This window comes from Sediminibacterium soli (assembly GCF_009939225.1).
Taxonomy (GTDB): domain Bacteria; phylum Bacteroidota; class Bacteroidia; order Chitinophagales; family Chitinophagaceae; genus Sediminibacterium; species Sediminibacterium soli.
This window is the reverse complement of the sequence record NZ_JAACJR010000008.1, coordinates 1,396,831-1,414,944: the sequence shown is the minus strand read 5'-3', so window position 1 is coordinate 1,414,944 and position 18,114 is coordinate 1,396,831. Positions and strand designations below refer to the sequence as shown.

At 51.0% G+C, this 18,114-nt stretch carries 8 protein-coding genes; 6 read left to right on the top strand and 2 right to left on the bottom strand.

What is annotated here, in order from left to right; translation table 11 throughout:
- Positions 1-4,279: beta strand repeat-containing protein (locus GWC94_RS13160; protein WP_161835473.1), on the bottom strand; the 4,279-nt coding region annotated here is incomplete at its 3' end.
- 353 nt (positions 4,280-4,632) lie between these two features.
- On the opposite strand from GWC94_RS13160, the gene GWC94_RS13155 reads away from it, so the two are divergent.
- The 6 genes from GWC94_RS13155 (at position 4,633) to GWC94_RS13130 (ending at position 17,307) form a co-directional block, all read left to right on the top strand.
- The gene (locus tag GWC94_RS13155) at positions 4,633-6,957 is read left to right on the top strand and encodes an efflux RND transporter permease subunit (RefSeq protein WP_161835472.1); all 2,325 of its coding nucleotides are present in this window, start codon (positions 4,633-4,635) and stop codon (positions 6,955-6,957) included.
- Between the two features lie 224 nt (positions 6,958-7,181).
- Entirely contained in the window at positions 7,182-10,310 is a 3,129-nt protein-coding gene (locus tag GWC94_RS13150) for a SusC/RagA family TonB-linked outer membrane protein (protein WP_161835471.1), read from the top strand.
- Positions 10,311-10,334: 24 nt separating this feature from the next.
- Complete coding sequence (locus GWC94_RS13145) at positions 10,335-11,795, top strand: RagB/SusD family nutrient uptake outer membrane protein (protein WP_161835470.1); 1,461 nt, start codon at positions 10,335-10,337, stop codon at positions 11,793-11,795.
- Between the two features lie 225 nt (positions 11,796-12,020).
- Entirely contained in the window at positions 12,021-15,251 is a 3,231-nt protein-coding gene (locus tag GWC94_RS13140; protein WP_161835469.1) for a SusC/RagA family TonB-linked outer membrane protein, read from the top strand.
- A 19-nt stretch (positions 15,252-15,270) separates the two neighbouring features.
- Positions 15,271-16,773 (top strand): RagB/SusD family nutrient uptake outer membrane protein, encoded by a 1,503-nt coding sequence (locus GWC94_RS13135; protein ID WP_161835468.1) that lies wholly within the window; start codon positions 15,271-15,273, stop codon positions 16,771-16,773.
- Between the two features lie 126 nt (positions 16,774-16,899).
- Positions 16,900-17,307, top strand: coding sequence for a winged helix-turn-helix transcriptional regulator (locus GWC94_RS13130; RefSeq protein WP_161835467.1), 408 nt, complete (start codon positions 16,900-16,902; stop codon positions 17,305-17,307).
- A 12-nt stretch (positions 17,308-17,319) separates the two neighbouring features.
- Here GWC94_RS13130 and GWC94_RS13125 read toward each other — a convergent pair whose 3' ends face one another.
- Positions 17,320-17,883: a cupin domain-containing protein gene (locus GWC94_RS13125; protein ID WP_161835466.1), complete on the bottom strand. Its 564-nt coding sequence runs from the start codon at positions 17,881-17,883 to the stop codon at positions 17,320-17,322.
- Positions 17,884-18,114: the final 231 nt, after the last annotated feature.

The following is an 18,114-nucleotide window of genomic DNA, read 5'->3' as shown; positions in this document are numbered from 1 at the left end:
GTCCTGCATTGGCCGGGGTAACGGGCTGCAGTACGGTAACGATAACGGTATTGGAACCCTGCGCCGGACAAACCCCGCTTGCCACCATGGCGCGATAGGCAGTGGTAACAGAGAGGTTGGAGAAAGAAATGGTATTGGTGGTATTGACCACATCGGTCCAGGTATTGCCGTTGTCGATGGAAGTCTGCCATTTTGAAACGGAGCCTGTATATCCCGACAGAGAAAGCGTGCCGCTGTTGGCTGTGGCACAAACGGTCAGCGGTGCTGCAAGTGTTCCTGTAACTGTCTGGGGACTGATGACCACCTGCACATCATCGGAAGAAGTGGCGCAGGAACCGTTGGCAATTGTCCAGCGAAGGATATAGGTACCTGTGGTCATTGCGCTGACCGTGGTGGTTGGGTTATTGGCATTGGTGAAAACCGGTGTGGTGGGTCCTGAAACGAAAGTCCAGGTACCGGAACCGGAAGCAGGTGTGTTACCGGCAAGTGTGGCCGAGGTTACGGCACAAAGTGTTTGATCAGGTCCTGCATTGGCCGGGGTAACGGCCTGCAGCACGGTGATGATAACTGTGTTGGTATACTGGGCGTTGCAGGAACCGCTCTTCACCAGCGCCCGGTAATAGGTGGTGGTGGTCAGGTTGCTGTAAGACTGGGTGCTTGTTGTATTGGCGATCACGCTCCAGGTGGTCCCGCCGTCCACGGAAGATTCCCACTGGCTGACCGTTCCTGTGTTGCCGGTCAGTGTCAGCGATCCGCTGTTGGCTGCGGCGCAGACAGTGGCATTGGCACTGATGGTGCCGGGTACCGTTGCGGGATTAACGGTAAGGGTCACCGCATTGGAATTAACCGCAGCACAGTTGCCGCTCTGTATCACCACTCTTGCCATAGTGGTAGCGGTGATATTGGAGAAAGTATAACTGTTACCGGTATAGGCCAGGTTTGTCCAGCTGCCGCCCGCATCGGTGGAAAACTGCCAGTTAAGGATGTTACCGGTATAGCCCGTGATACTTATCGTGCCGCTGTTGCTGGTTGCGCAAACCGTCAGGTCAGATGCCAGGATGCCTGCACCGGTTGTTGCTGTCACCGTGATCGTGGCAGGACTGGCGTATACAATGCTGCAGGATCCATTCTGTACAACGGCTCTGAAAGAAGTGGTAACGGCAAGGTTGGAATAGGTATACGTGTTTGTTGTATTGCTGATACTGGTGGGCCAGGTGGTGCCGCCGTCGGTGGAAGCCTCCCAGCGCAGAATGTTTCCGGTGTAGCCGGTGAGTGAAAGCGTGCCGCTGTTGGAAGATGCGCACACCGTAGTGCTGCCCGTTATGGTTCCACCAACTGTGGGTGCGTAGTTGATGAGCTGCACGGTATCTCTTGAAACAGGGCATGAGCCGTTGGTGATGCTCCATACCAGGCTATAAGTACCGGCCTGTAAACCGGTTACCGTGCTGAACGGAGAACTGGGTGTACCGAAGTTCACAGCAGAAGGATTACCCGCAACAGCAGTCCACGCGCCTGTTCCCGAGCCGGCAACATTGGCCGCCATCACGGTGTTGGTGCCGCTGCACAACAACTGGTCAGGTCCCGCGTTGGCAGCCGTGGCCAGTGAATAAATGGTGATATCGGTTGAATCGGTACGGCTGCAGCCGTTGGATGAGGCCACGCTTACACGATACCGAACCGTGGTATTTGCATTGAAGGTATTTGTCAGCACATCGGTGATCGTATTCGATGCAGTGGGTGTGGCGTTGGAAGAATTGCCCGTGGCCGTTCCGCTTACAACACTTGAAGCCCAGGTATACAGAACGCCGGTTTGTGAACTCGATAACTGCAGGTTGATGGCGCTGCCGGTACACACGGCCGGTGTATTGTTTGAAATTGCCACCGATGGGGTGGGGTTTACGGTTACGGTAAGCGTAAAAGGTGTTCCCGGACAGGTGCGCGACTCGGGCGTAAAGGCAAACGGTGTGATCGTGTACAATACAGAACCCGCTGCTGAATTGGAATTGTTGATCAGCGAATCGGTGATATTTCCCGAACCTGTCGGCGAATTACCGGTGATGGAGCCCGAAGCCAGTGCAGAAGACCAGCTGAAACTGCTTCCTGCAATTGTGGAAGTGGGTGTGTAGTTCACCAGTTGGTTGGAGCAGATCGATTTGGTACTGTTGGTGCCGGTATTATTGGGGTAAATACGGAGTATCATGGAATCCTTTCCCACATTACCGTTACAGTTACCGGTGGCCTGCAGACTGGAGGTACCTGTCAGGTATATCTTGATGCTTCCCGCCGCCTTATCCGCAGCGCTGAGCGTATAAGTTGTAGAAAGCGTATTGGGCGATGAGAAAGTGCCCGAACCGCTGGTTGACCAGGTAAAGCTGTTGGTAACGGGGGAGGCCCTTCCCGAAAGACTTACCGGTGAAGTGTTATAGCAAACCGTGGTATCGTGCGAGTTGCTGATCGTATCGGCTGCGAGTACATTCTTGTACACCATCTGCGTGTCGGAACAGGTGATGCCATTGGTGGTGTAGTTGGCGATCACCTGGTAGGAGTAGCCTGACTGCAGGTTGAAGTCGGGGTACTGCGAGCTGGCCGAAGAAGAGCCCTGGTAGGTAAAAGGACCGCCTGTTACCACCCAGCTGTAAGCAGTGCCGGTTCCCGCCGTGCTGTAGGTAACGGCATAGTTTGCATCGGTGGCGCTGAAGTGGGTAACACCGTTGTTACATTCGATCACATCCTGCTTCAGCTTTACACTGGTACCGCTCACGGATTTGGTAACCGAGGTGGAACAGCCCGCGTTGACAACCGTGTAAGAGATCAGGGCGGTTCCGCCACCCGTCATGGTAACCAGTCCGCCGGAGCTGACTGTTGCCACCGCCGTATTGCTGCTTGCCCATGTTCCGCCGGTAGTAGTGTTGCTCAACGTGAAACTCGTACCGGTACAACCGCCATCGGCCCCGGATGAAGAGGTAATGGGATTGACAACCGGTGTCTGGTTTACGGTAACATTAGCGGTAATGGTTTGTGAACAGCCTTTGCTGTCGGTTATCGTATACGTATAGGTGCCCGATGCAGCCATGGTAACATTGGTGATCGATGCGTTCTGCGTAGTTGCCGCAAAACTGTTGGGCCCGCTCCAGGTGTAGGTATACGGCGAAGTTCCGCCCGAAGGGGTCGACGTAAGCGTCAGCGTACTGCTGGAGCAGACCGGACTGTTATTCGAAATAGTCGCGGTGGGCGTGGGGTTGACGGTAAGGGTGACGCTGTTGGAAAAACTCACGCAGGAAGAAGAGGCACTGGATACGCTCGATGCATCCGGTCCTACCACCACACGGTACATACCGTTGTCGGAAGTGCTGGCGCTGCTGATCGGAAAATCGCTGGCCGTGGAGCTGGCGCTTCCGGTATTGCTCCAGGTGGTTCCGCCATCGGTGCTTTTCTGCCACTGGTAATACGGTGTTACAAACGGGTTATTGGTAAGCGTGCTGTTGAAAGTGGTGGCCGTGCCTGAGCAGATGGCAGATGCCGTGCTAAGCGAAACAACCGTTGAAGGCGTACAGGCAGTGAACTCGATATCGTCTACGGCAAAATCGTTGCCGCAATAGCTGGCCTGGCCGCCCAGCGCATCCCTCATTTCCAATACCAGCGAGGTAGTGCCCGCCGGTAAGGTGAACTGGAAAGCGTACTGGTTCCAGTTAAGCGATCCCGTGCTGCGGTACTTGGTAAGCGGTAAGGTATCGGTGGTATAGGTGGCCAGTATGGTACCCGATGTATTCTTGATGTTAAAAGTAACTTTTGCGTAGGTGTAGTTACTCACACAGATGGAGCTTTTGGTCTGGATCGTATTCATGTTGGCCAGCCATGCGGAAAAGCTGAACACGGAACCGGGACAAAGATTATCCACCTGCTTGGAGAAGAAAAGATCAACCGGGCCGCTGCTGGGCTTGCCGGCATTTACGATGTACATATTGCCGTTCACATCGCCCGTGGTATGATCGCCACCAAGACCCCAATCTGAAAGCGTACTGTTACTGGATATATTGGATACCTGCGGTGTAACCACATATTCGCCATCATCTAACGTGCCGTTTATATAGGAATAGTTGGTGGTGAAGCCAGCGGGAACGGTGGTTTTGCTGTTGGATTTGCTTGATGTGCCAAAGTCCTGTTTGTATACAGATGCAGCCGCACTGCTCGAACATACGCCCTGCCCTACCGCAGTTGAACTGAACGCGGCGCACAAACAACAGAACAACAGATAATGGAATCTGTAGAGTTTTATCATAGGGGGACGGATATTGGTCTTATCTATAGGATATTACACAGCCCTTCACTCACGGTCTGAACGGGATAACCAGTGGAATGGAAAACTAACCTCAGCCGCTGCAAAATTTCCAACTTATCCCCGCAAATGCCTATTTGAAACACTTGTATTTATTGTCCAATTTTTGTCCATTCTCTTGTAGTAATGAGGCTTGTGGTGTAATCACCACAACGCCGTCACGCGGCACGGTTTTTCGTTATGGGAACCGGTTATGAACTAACTTGCGGCTTATTCGCTGAAAAACCGGTGAAACAGCCTGTTTTTGTCGTGAGTAGGGGCAGAATATTGTAGTATTATTTGAAACAATTTGTCGTATGTGGTATCGTTTGGGCAGGTTTATCCTTAGGAACAGGTTGCTTTTATTGATCCTTTTAACCCTGGCAACCGGGTTCCTCGGCTGGCAGGGGTCCAAAGTGCAGCTGAGTTATGACTTTACCAGGGCCGTTCCCACAGACAATCCCCGGTACATAGAATACCAGGCTTTCCTGAAAAAATTCGGCGCCGATAACAATACCATGGTGGCAGGGATTGAATCGGATAAAATGTTCACACCGGTTTTTTTCAATGCGGTTGCGCAGCTGCACCAGCGGGTAAAAACCATTCCGGGTGTTACCGAAGTGCTGAGCATTCCAGAAGCCGTAACACTCGTCAAGGATTCGGCAGTGCAGAAACTGAAGCCGGCGCGTATCTTTCATACACCCTATACATCGCAGGCTGCGCTCGACAGCGACCGGCATGTTTTTGAAAACCTTCCGTTTTACCGCGGACTGCTGTATAATCCCGATGCAAAAACCTACCTGCTGGGTATTGGTGTAAACAAGGATACCATCAACAGCAAAAGCAGAACAAGGCTCATCAACGACATCATGAAGGAGATAGCCCTGTTCGAGAAAAACACGGGCGCAACCGTGCATGCAAGCGGCCTGCCTTTTATACGCACCAGCATGAGCAACCGCATCAAAGACGAAATGAACTGGTTCCTGATCGGTTCACTGGTGCTGTCTGCCATTACGCTGCTGCTTTTCTTCCGTTCCTTCAGTGCCATGCTTATGAGCCTGGCCGTGGTGGGTATGGGTGTTGTCTGGAGCCTGGGCACCCTGGTGTTGTTTGGCTACAAGATCACGCTGCTGACCGCGCTGATACCGCCGCTGGTGGTGGTGATCGGCGTACCCAACTGTATTTATTTTCTCAACAAATACCACAGCGCCTACCGCGATACAAACGATAAGGAGAAGGCGCTGATCAATATGGTGGGCAGGATGGGTGTGGTAACGCTGTTCTGCAATATTGCAGCTGCGATAGGTTTTGCCGTGTTTGCCCTGACAAGAAGTGATCTGTTAAAAGAATTCGGCGTGGTAGCCGGTGTCAATATCATGGCGCTGTTCCTGATATCGCTGGTGTTTATACCCTCGGTGCTGAGTTACCTGTCCGTACCCAAACCCAGGCATATCCGTTACCTCGACAATGCTTTTCTCGAGAAAATGCTGTTGCGTATCGAACGATGGGCGTTTCAGCGCGCGGCATGGGTGTATGGTGTAACCGCGGTGCTGTGCATACTGGCCGTAATGGGTATGTTCCGTCTGAAAAGCGAGGGTTTTATCGTGGACGATCTCCCGAAGAACGACCGCATCTACACCGATCTGAAATGGTTTGAAAAGAATTTCGGCGGTGTGATGCCTTTGGAAATAGTGGTGGATACCAAAAAGAAAAAAGGCATACTACGCAGCGCACCCATCAGCAAGATCGATGAATTGTCTGCCTATATCGGCAGCAACCCTGCCGCCGCCAGACCGCTGTCGTTTGTGGAAGGGCTCAAGTTTGCCAAACAGGCGTATTTCGACGGCGACAGTCTCAGCTATGCCGTTCCTTACGAGGGCGATCTGGTGTTTATGGCGCCATACCTGCGTTTCAAAAACGAAGCGGCCGGTTCAGGTAAGGGGCTGATGGGTATCATGCGCAATTTTATCGACAGCAACCAGCAGGTGGCCAGGATCAGCGTAAACATGAAAGATGTGGGAAGCGCACGGCTGCCCCTGCTGATAGCGGATTTCGAACACAAAGCCGGCGAATTGTTTGACACGGCATCCTATCATATCAGTTTTACCGGCAGCAGCGTAAGTTTTCTCGAAGGTTCGGGTTTTATCATCAAAGGTTTAAAGGACAGTATTTTCTGGGCTTTCCTGCTGATCACGCTTTGTATGTTCTACCTGTTCCGTTCGGTGCGGATACTGGTTTGTTCGCTGGTGCCCAATCTTGTGCCCCTGCTGATCACCGCAGGTGTGATGGGCTGGTCGGGTATTGCGCTGAAACCCTCTACGGTACTTGTTTTCAGCGTGGCGCTGGGTATTGCCATCGATGTTACCATCCGTTTCCTGGTCAATTACAAACAGGAGCTGCCGCACTATAATTATGGCGTCAAAAAAACCCTCGAGCAAACCATACGCCATACGGGTATCAGCATCATCTATACTTCGCTGGTGCTGATAGCGGGGTTCGTCATCTTCTGCTTCAGCAGTTTTGGCGGCACCAAGGCGCTGGGCTGGCTTACTTCTTTAACGCTGGTGGTGGGCACCCTGACCAACCTGGCGCTTCTGCCGGTGCTCATATTGTCTGTATCGGGAAAAAGCAATAAAGCCTGAGTTTCGGGAACCAGCTTTATTACTGAGATCCGGGCAAGTGCCGGCGCCTCCGTGCGTGTAAAATTTTTACCCTGCAGTGCCCTACAAAATTCGGTAATAATCGTTTTTTAAGCGGTCAGCCCCCGATTTTTAGCGGTTTTTCCGCTATTTTGGGCGCTTATATGCAGCAATTCGCAGGAATTGCTGTCTATTTTTTGAATTCGTTTAACTCAAAAAAACTGCACATGAGAAAACTTATGGCCATTCTGGCGAGCGCTGTACTCTTCTGCACACAGCTCTATGCCCAGAACCGGACCGTCAACGGTAAAGTAACCGATGACAAAGGTGGACAGCTTGTAGGCGTCACCGTTTCAACCTCCAGCTCCAATAGAAGGGTACTGACAGACAACGGAGGAAATTTCAGCATCCAGGTATCCCCCAACGACAAATCGCTGCGTTTCAGCTATGTGGGTTTTGTGGACCAGTCCGTTACACTCGGCGCTTCCGCAACCTACGGGGTTAGTCTTGTAAGCGAAAACACCGCATTATCCGAAGTGGTTGTGGTGGGTTATGGTACCCAGCGCAAGAAGGAGCTGACGGGCAGCATCGCCAGTGTAAAGGGCGAGGTGCTGGCCGGAAAGCCCACACAGAGTTTTGAACAGGCACTGGGCGGCCGCGCTGCCGGTGTTCAGATCACCATTCCAAGCGGTGTATTGAACAGCCCGCCGGTGATCAGGGTACGCGGTACCAATTCAATCTCTCTTTCTTCCTATCCACTTATCGTAATCGACGGTATACCGATGTTTACCGGCGATTTCAGTTCTACCAACTCTGCCGGCAACGCGCTGGCAAGCCTGAATCCCAACGATATCGAAAGCGTGGATGTGGCAAAAGATGCGGCGGCTACCGCTATCTATGGCAGCCGCGCGGCAAACGGTGTATTGTTCGTAACAACCAAAAAAGGAAAGGCGGGTCGCTCCAAAGTAACGCTCGACAGCTGGCTCGGCTGGTCACAGGTACAGCGACTGCCTGAATTGCTCGATGCTTTTCAGTATACGGATTTAAAGAACGCGGCACTCACCAATGCAGGCACGTTCAGCGCCACCAATCAGTTTGCGCTGATGAACGGACCTGATGGCAAACCCATCAACACCCGCTGGTACGACTATGTATACCGTACGGGTATCATGCACAGCAACTCGGTAAGTGTATCGGGTGCCAACGAGGCCACCAGCTATTATTTTTCAGCTGGCTATACCAAGCAGCAGGGTATTATCAAACGCAACGATTTCAATCGTCTGTCGTTGCTGATGAATATAGACCACAAAGCAACCAAGCACGTATCGCTTGGCGGTAAGATCCAGTATTCAAAAGAAGACAACCTTGCTGCCGTAAGTTCCGGCTCGCTGGGTGATGCCTTCTCCACAGCCGGTCTTGGCCGCGTAGTGTTGGTTACTGCTCCCAATATCTCTCCCTATAATAACGACGGTTCCTACAGCTATTCCGGTGCGCTCATCGGCGTTGGCGGTAACAAACTGGGGCAGGTTGGTTTCAATAACCCGGTGATCCAGCTGGACCAGAACAGGACCAACAGCTTTACCGATCATATCATCGGCAACCTTTACCTGCAGGTAAAACCATTCAGCTGGCTCACACTCCGCAGCACCTACGGTATGGATTACATACTGGTGGATAACGACCAGTATTTCAGCCCTATTTCGGGTGAAGGTTTTTCCAGCAATGGTTCAACCACTACCAACTTTACCAAGAATCTTCGTACGGTATGGACCAATACCATGCAGTTTGATAAAACATTTGCCGGAAAGCATACTGTTTCGTTACTGGGCGGTATCGAGGAACAGAACTCAACCGGTTCGGGTTATGGTCTGAACAGGATCAACGTTTCGGATCCTGCGTTCACCAATATCCAGGGTGGATGGGCTACGCCCAATGCTGCCGGTCTGAGCATCGGACAAAACTATCTCTACTCTCAGTTCGGAAGGCTGCAGTACAGCTTCGACAAACGCTATACCATTAACGGTAGCCTTCGTCGCGACGGTGCTTCACAGCTCGGTATCAATTCCAAATACGGTGTTTTCTGGGCGGCTTCCGCTGCATGGGAAATTGCCAATGAAAAATTCTGGTCAGCTGCCAAGCTCGACAGGGTATTCAGCAGTTTCCGTATCCGCGGTAGCTATGGTAAAGTGGGTAATATCGGCGGACTGGGCAACTTTGCCTCTCTGTCAACTTTCGGAGCGGGTCTGTATGGCGGCAGCGGAACACTGTCGTTCAACTCTGCCGGCAACAACAACCTTACCTGGGAAACCAGCAAGAAAACCGATATCGGCATCAATTTCGGAATCCTGAACGATCGTATCACGGGTGAACTGACTTATTACAACAGCAACACCGATGGCCTGCTGCTTTTTGTACCGCAGCCGCCTTCTGCAGGTCTGCCGTCAACCATCCCCGCAAACGTAGGTACCATGTATAACAGAGGTATCGAGTTTGCGCTGAACGCATCGCCCATAACCGGGAAAGAGTTTTCCTGGAACACATCGTTCAACATCAGCTATAACAAAAACCAGGTAACTTCTCTTGCACTGGGTCTTGATCAGATCGTATCGGCTACGGGCGGTCTGGAGAACCCAAGCATCACCAAAGCGGGTTACCCCATCGGTATGATATTCGTTACCCGCACAAAAGGAGTGGATCCTGCCACGGGAAGAAGGATATTCGTCAACGCTGCCGGCAAGGATGTATACTTCCAGCATGTTGCTCCTGCGGGCCAGTCCCGCTTTATGTATGCAGACGGAACCACTGCCCCCAGCGTGAGCAGTGCTGATGCCATGGTATACAAAAACACCAATCCAAAACTCTACGGTGGTTTTGACAATACTTTCCGCTTCAGGGGATTTGAACTGAATGCGCTGTTTACCTACCAGTTCGGTTCTTACCTCTATTATGGTACCAATGCAGGTCTGCGCGACCAGCGTTTCTGGAATAACTCCACCGACATGCTGCGGAGATGGCAGAAAGCCGGCGACCAGACCGAGATACCGAAAGTGATCTTCGGCGACAACGTGTCAAACGGTTCTTCTTTCCCTCTTGATGTGAATGTCTTCAGCGGAGATTTCGTGAAACTCAGAAGCCTTACATTGGGATACAACCTGCCGAAGTCTATGCTTGAAAAAGTGAAGATTTCCAACGCGCGTTTCTATGTATCCGGCAATAACCTGCTTATCATGACCAAATACCCAGGACCCGATCCGGAAGTATCTTCCAACGGTAACGGTTCTTCAAACTTTGGTATAGACAGGAACACTGTTGCCAACCAGCGTACCATCACCATTGGCCTGAATGTCGGATTCTAATCGTAAAAGCTAAATCATAGAGAAATGAAAAAAAATATTCTATACATCGTGCTGGCTGCTTTCGGAATGCAACTGGCATCATGCGCTAAGGATGAGTACCTGGCACCAGTGCCATCTACCTCAGTCATTGCATCCACCGCATTTGATACCAAAGACCGGATAGAAGGTCAGGTGCGTGCCATTTATGCTGCCATCAAAAATGCGGGCATGTATGGCGGACGTTACCAGATATTCAATGATATCCGCGGGGAAGAATTCTCCAACGACCGTACAAACGTGGTTACGGGATTTGATATCTGGAACTATACACCCAGCAACAGCTCTACCAACAGTGTTATGAACCATTGGTCACGTGCCTACTACGTAATCAACCTGGCAAATGTGCTGATCGATGGTATGGCAACAAAAGGCACCAGTGTTGTGGGCGCCACGCTTTCCAGCAACTATATCGGCGAAGCGCGTCTGTTGAGGGCGCTGAGCTACTACTCGCTGTTACAGTTGTATGCACGCCCTTACTGGGATGGCAACGGAAGCAAACCGGGTGTTCCCCTTCGTTTAACCGGAAACACAGGTTCGGGTAACTATGCACTTACCCGTTCTACGGTTGCCGAAGTGTATACGCAGATACTGGCCGACCTGACCTTTGCGGAAGCCAATCTTCCGCTCACAAATGCGTCTGCCCTGCTTAACACGGTGAGGGCGCACAGGAACACGGCGATCGCACTGAAAACAAGGGTGTACCTGAGCATGGGTAACTATGCTGCGGTGATTACCGAGGCAAACAAAATTGTCTCTGCCACACCGCCGTTTACTGCTGCAACCGGTGTTAACCATTCCCTGCAGGCGGATTATACCAGTCTGTTCAAGCCGCCGTATACCACCACCGAGTCTATCTTATCTATGCCTTTTGCTGATAACGAAACACCCGGCACACAAAACCAGCTGGGTTACTATTACGGACCTTCTGCCTTCAACGGCGGTAATGGCGAGTACTCCCTGCTTTCTACAGGTATTATTTCCAATACCGGCTGGAAATCCACCGATGCAAGGAGAAGCTTTGTGCAGGTATTCAGCGGCAAGAGCTACCTGACCAAGTATTCGGTTAAATCAACCTTTACCGATTATGCACCCGTTATCCGTTATGCAGAAGTGCTGCTTAACCTGGCAGAAGCCAGGGTAAGATCAACCAATGCGGTAGACGCCCAGGCAATTCTGTTGCTGAACGCGGTACGTGGCAGGTCAGATGCTTCCACCGTATTTAGCGCGGCGGATTTTGCTACCGCCACTGCGTTAACCGATGCGATCCTTACCGAACGCCGCATCGAGTTCCTGGGCGAAGGCCTCAGGGGAACCGATATCACCAGGCTGGGTCTGCCGCTTCCGGCCAAACCCGGCGTTAGTTCCATCCCGGCAAGCGGACAGCAATATATCTGGCCAATTTCGGCCGATGAGCTGCTGCTGAACCCGCTGGCGAAAGACAACTAATCATCCGCCAGACATATTGATTTATAGGAATAAGCACCCCAAATAAGAGGTGCTTATTTTTTTTAATATATATAATTATTTGTAATTCAGCATGTAGTGCTTCTTGATAAAGAATATAGGAATGGATTGACAAAAAGTGCAGCAAATTGGCACAAGCGGCTGTCTAATAGTGTTCACGTTAAAATTCTCTAACTAATTTGCGCCCCGCAAATCAAAAACTGAATTATGAGAAAATTGCTACTGCTGCTCGGACTGTGTCTCGGAATGCTGCATTCAATTGCGCAGAACCGTACGATCACGGGTCGGGTAAGCGATGACAAAGGAAGCCCGGTTTCCGGCGCTTCGGTGCAGGTGAAAGGTACCGCTGCAGGTACCACCACCAAAGAAGATGGAACCTATTCCATCTCTGTTTCCCCATCAGCAAGAACACTGGTTATCAGTGCGCTGAACTTTACAACGCAGGAAGCTGCCATCAGCGGTTCTTCTGTAGATGTTTCCCTGAAAGCAACCACGCAAAATCTTGACGAAGTGGTGGTGGTGGGTTATAGCAACACAACCAAACAGGCTTTCACCGGTACCGCCAAGCAGGTTTCCGGCGAACACCTCAGTAACAAAAGCGTATCAAACGTATCCCAGGCGCTGGCCGGTGAGGTGGCGGGTGTACGGGTGATCAACACATCCGGTCAGCCCGGTACTTCGGCCACGGTGCGTATCCGTGGTTTTGGTTCCGTGAACGGCAACCGTTCCCCTCTTTATGTCGTAGATGGGGTACCGTTTGCAGGTTCCCTGAATGGCATTAACCCGGCCGACATCGCATCCATAACGGTACTGAAAGACGCTGCCGCTACAGCAATCTACGGTTCAAGAGGTGCCAATGGTGTGATCGTTGTGACCACGCTGAGCGGAAAAGGAAAAAAATCTTTTATCGAAGTGGAAGGAAGGTATGGCTCCAATATGTCGCTGCTTCCCCGCTACGATGTAATTACTTCTCCTGAAGATTACATCGGCCTGGCATGGGAAGGCGTATACAATGAAGGTGTGGCAAGGAACAATGCCAACCCCACCAACTATGCCAACACCCGTTTGTTCGGTGCGGCAGGTATCAGTCCTGCATACTATATGTGGAACCAGGGCACTTCTGCCGATGCAAGCAGCCTGATCGATCCGGCAACCCGCCAGGTGCGGGCAGGCATTACCCGCAAATGGACGCCTGAAAGATGGCAGGATTACGGGTTCCAGTCTTCCAGCAGAGCCGAGACCAATCTTAAATTCGGCGGCGGAGATGCCAAAACGAATTACTTCTCTTCTTTCGGTTACCTGAAAGACAAAGGCTATTCCATCAACAGCGATTTTACCCGTGTCTCGGGTCGTTTGCAACTGAACCACGAGGTAAAATCATGGCTGACCACTTCGTTGAATGTTAACTATTCAAACGCGGTAACCAATAACAACGGACAGGCAAGCAACTCCAACAGCATCTTCTGGTTTGTTGACAATATCCCGTCCATCTTCCCGCTGTTCCTGCGCGACCCGGCAACAGGGGCGCTGGTGCCAGACCCGATCTTCGGCGGCAATATGTACGATTATGGTGCGGGTAACGGCCAGTCAAGGGGCTTTGGCGCACTGACAAACTCCATTGCCGATGCAACATTTAACACCAGCCGCTCTACCCGTAATGATCTTACCGGTAACGCTTCTGTAAAACTGAAATTCACCAAAGACCTGACTTTCGAGAACAGGCTGGGTATGCAGTACTACAGCAACCTGGCGGTTAGCCGTAACAATAAATTCTATGGTTCGGCTGCAAGCCAGAACGGTTCTATCTTCCATACAAGGTCTGAACTGATGAACCTGAACCTGTTGAACATGCTGCGCTACGCACATCGCTTCAACAGCCATAATGTAGAAGTGCTGGCAGCGCATGAGGCAACCAACTACAGGCTGTCTTCTGCAAGCGCCGGTGGCCAGAACCTGGTTGACAACTACGGTATGGAACTGGACAATGCCATCGTAAAAATCCAGGGCGCTGTGAGTTCCAGCCAGAACACCAACAAACTGGAGAGCTATTTCGGACAGGTTAACTACGATTACCAGAGCAAATACTATGTTTCCGGTACCGTAAGAAGAGACGGTTCTTCCCGCTTCATCAAAGGCAACGCCTGGGGTACTTTTGGTTCCGTGGGTCTTGGATGGGAAGTGACGAAAGAGAATTTCATGAAGCGCGGCAGCCTGCTCAATTACCTGAAACTGAAAGCCAGCTACGGTATCCTCGGCGACCAGGATGGTTTCAGTCTCTACCCGGGTTACAGCAGCATCTCTATCAACAACCTGAACGATCTGCCTTCCTTCGGTGTGCCTGTACCGGGTAACCCGAGCCTGACTTGGGAGACTTCCAAAATGATGCAGGTTGGCGCTGAGTTCAAACTCGGCAGGTTCCTGGAAGGTTCTGTTGACTACTACGTAAAAAATACGGAGAACATGAACTTCAACCGCTCCATCGGTATCTCCAACGGTTATGCGAGCATTACCGTAAACGATGGTAAGCTGCGGAACTCAGGTCTGGAATTTGAACTGACAGGTCATATCATCGAGAAGAAAGATTTCTTCCTCAACCTGAGCGTGAATGGGGAACATTTCAAGAACCAGCTGACTGCCATGCCGCTGGATCCTTCAACCGGCAAACCCAAACTGATCGATGTTCAGGGCACTTACGGTTATGCAAAAGGACATTCCATTTACGATTACTACATGCGCAATTTCGCCGGTGTGGATCCCACCACCGGTGTAAGCACCTGGACAGTTTTCTATGATGATGCCAATGGCAACAGCACTTTCGATGCGGGTGAGCAGGTGACCAACCTGGAGCAATATAAGATCGATAATCCCGCCAAAGCGGCAACCCTGAAACAGGGTGTCACCAAAACCTATTCCCAGGCCACCCAGTACTATGTTGGCAAATCACCGATCCCCGATCTGCGTGGTGCCATCAACCTGAGCGCAGGTTTCAAAGGCTTTGATGTAGCGGTTCAGTTCCTGTACAGCATCGGCGGTTATTCTTACGACGGTGCCTATGCAGGCCTGATGGCCAGCGGTCTTGCCGGTAACAATAACTTCAACACGGATATCAGGAGAAGATGGCAGAAAGCGGGCGATATCACCGATGTACCACGTCTTGGCAACAATTTCGATGCAAACGTGAGCTCAACTTCTACCAGGTTCCTGACAAAAGCAAGTTATATGGCACTGAACAACGTAAGGATCGGCTATACACTGCCTGCACGTGTTACCGATAGGATCGGCGTTCAGCAGGTAACTTTCTTCGTATCCGGCGACAACCTGTGGCTGGCTTCTGCAAGAAGAGGTTTCAATCCTTCCACTGCTGAAACCGGTAACTCTGATACGTACAGGTATTCACCGCTGTCTACGATCACGGCCGGTTTAAAAGTTAGATTCTAATCAAATTAACACAACAGATATGAAAACGAAATATTTTGTAACGCTTGCTGTAGCTGCTTCGGCGGTGCTGGGAGGATGTAAAAAATCTTTCCTCGAAACACAGCCGACCGCGTTCACCACGCCCGAGCAATTGGGCGCTGCGGCTGCGCAGGATCCAAAACTCCTGAACGGCAGCATTTCAGGTTTGTATACGACCATGTTCTCCACGCAGGTAGGCGGTACCACGGGTCATGACGATTTTGGCCAGAAAGGCATCGATATCTATACCGATATGCTGCAGTCCGACATGGTACTGGCAGGTGTAACCTATGGCTGGTATTCCAACCTGGCCAAGTATGTGGCTACGCCCAACTTTACCGTAAACGAAAACTATATTCCTTTCAGGTATTACTACCGCCAGGTCTTTGGCGCCAATACCATCATTGATATCCTTGGCGGCACAAATGCCACACCCACCACTGCGGGTAACAAGGTAACCATGGGTCAGGCCAAAGCCATGCGGGCATACGGTTATTTTTACCTGAGCCAGCTGTACGCGCCTTCTTACGGCGACGGTACCGCCAAGATCCTGCCGATATACAAAACGGCTGATCCCAATTCTGCCAACCAGCCCAAAAGCACCGCCAAGGATGTATGGGACCTGATGATCGCTGACCTGAACGATGCAATTACGCTGCTGAACGGTTATACACGCGCATCCAAAGACCAGGTTGATCAGAACGTGGCCAAAGGTCTGCTGGCCTATGTGCTGGCAGCAAGAGGTACCACCGCGGACTGGGCGCAGGTGGTTACCCTTACCCAGGACCTGATGAATGCCTACCCCAAGACCGCGAAAACCTACTATGTATACGATGGCAGCAACATCGCCACCGCCGGTTTCAACAAGGTAACCACACCAAGCTGGATATGGGGTGTAGACCTTACCCTGGCGCAGGGTCTGAACCTGGTATCCTGGTGGGGACAGGTTGACCAGTTCACATACAGCTATACCTGGGCAGGTGATCCCAAAACCATCGACCGCGGTCTGTACGATGCGATCAGGGCCGATGACTCGAGGAAAGCACAGTTTGCCGCTCCCACAGTACAGTATAAACTGCAGCCGATCAACAAATTCTTCGCTCCCGCACGCACTTCTGGCGGAACAAGGTATGTAGAGATGGACTATGTTTATATGCGTGCAGATGAATTCTACCTGCTGAATGCCGAGGCAAAAGCACGTGCCGGACAGGATGCCGCTGCAAGAACAGCGCTTTCTGCTTACCTGAGCGACAGGATCGCCGATGTTTCTTATGTGAATGCACTGGGCGGACAGGCGCTGCTGGATGAGATCTATCTGCAGACACGTATCGAACTCTGGGGTGAAGGAAAAGCTTATCTGGCATTGAAAAGAGGTAAGTTCACTGTGAAAAGAGGTTCCAACCACCTGTTTGAAGCGGGTAACTCATTTACTTACAATGATCCCAAGCTTACGTTCTCCATTCCCCAGCAGGAAGTGCTGAACAACCCGAACCTGAACAAATAGTCTCAGTTCTTTTTTGGTATAATACAGGGGCCGCACCATAAGTGCGGCTCTTTTGTTTGCGTATGCGGCGCGCTGAGGGAGATGATTGAATAGTTGTACATTTATTCAGCGCCAGAAACCTACCGTATGGAAAGGAACGATTCAGACAATATTTACCTGGGCTGCCCGGTTCAGCATACAAGGCAGTTTATCGCCGGTAAATGGCAAATGGGAATTTTGTGGAGTTTGCGAGACCAGACCCTGTGTTTCAGCGCCATCAAAAACCAGCTTCCGGATATATCGGATAAGATACTCACACAGGAACTGAATTTTTTCCTGGAGAAGAAAATCATCACCCGCAGCGCTTCTGAATTTTCATCTCCTAAAACAGAATATACATTGGCGGCCATCGGAGAAACCCTGATCCCTGTTATCGCATCCATTGTTGAATGGGGATACCGGAACTTACAGGATGAACGATTCAATACGGCAATGAACAAAACGCCTTTACGGACCATCCAGGCCATCAGGAACAATATCACCGGAACGGAGTAATCGTTTTATGCTCTATAACGGTGGAAATTGTATCCCATATTTAGCTGCGGTTGCAACCAGTTTTGAAATATCGGGTGGGGCTGACGGCAGCGGCGGGAGTTCTATCCTTGCCGCAGGCTCGCTCATTTCTATAAAATAGTTTTCAAACCCGCCGGGTGTAAGTAGCATGAGTGTCTCCAGTTTCTCGGTTTTGATTTTAAAGGAATGCTGGATGTTTTTTGGTAAAAACATGGTATCGCCCGGTCCCGCATGAAAACTGTTGTTGCCTACGGTATAGGTTACTTCGCCGTTCAGTATCAAAAATGTTTCGTCTTCTTTTGTATGGGTATGTGGCGGCGGCTCCAGCCCCCTTCGCTCGGTGGCCCTGAGTAAGGCATAACTGCCTCCGGTCTGTTTGGATGTAAGCAGTAAGGACATCAGATGACCGATATACCAGTAGGAATTTTCCCGGTTCCTGTTGGCAAGCAAAGGGGTTAATACGCTTTCTTCCTTTTTCGGGTTCGCAAAAGTTTCCGGGATAACAAGCATGCTGCTTATCACGCCCATCGTATGTACAAAGTTTCTTCTGGTTGACATAGGATATCAGGTTGGTTGATATCCCAAAAGTAGAAAGGGATTATTGCAGAATACGGTCACTTACCAAAATGTAAGTTGGGAAAAGCAGCTCGTGTGCATCCGATGGTGGATACTGCGAAGTTGCACGGGAAAGGCAGGCAGGAAACTGTTCTCTCTCCGGAAAAAGTGACTGGTAATACCTGGTGTTTTGCTGCAGATTCCCGGTAATGTTTCAAGCCGGGAATCTGCCGT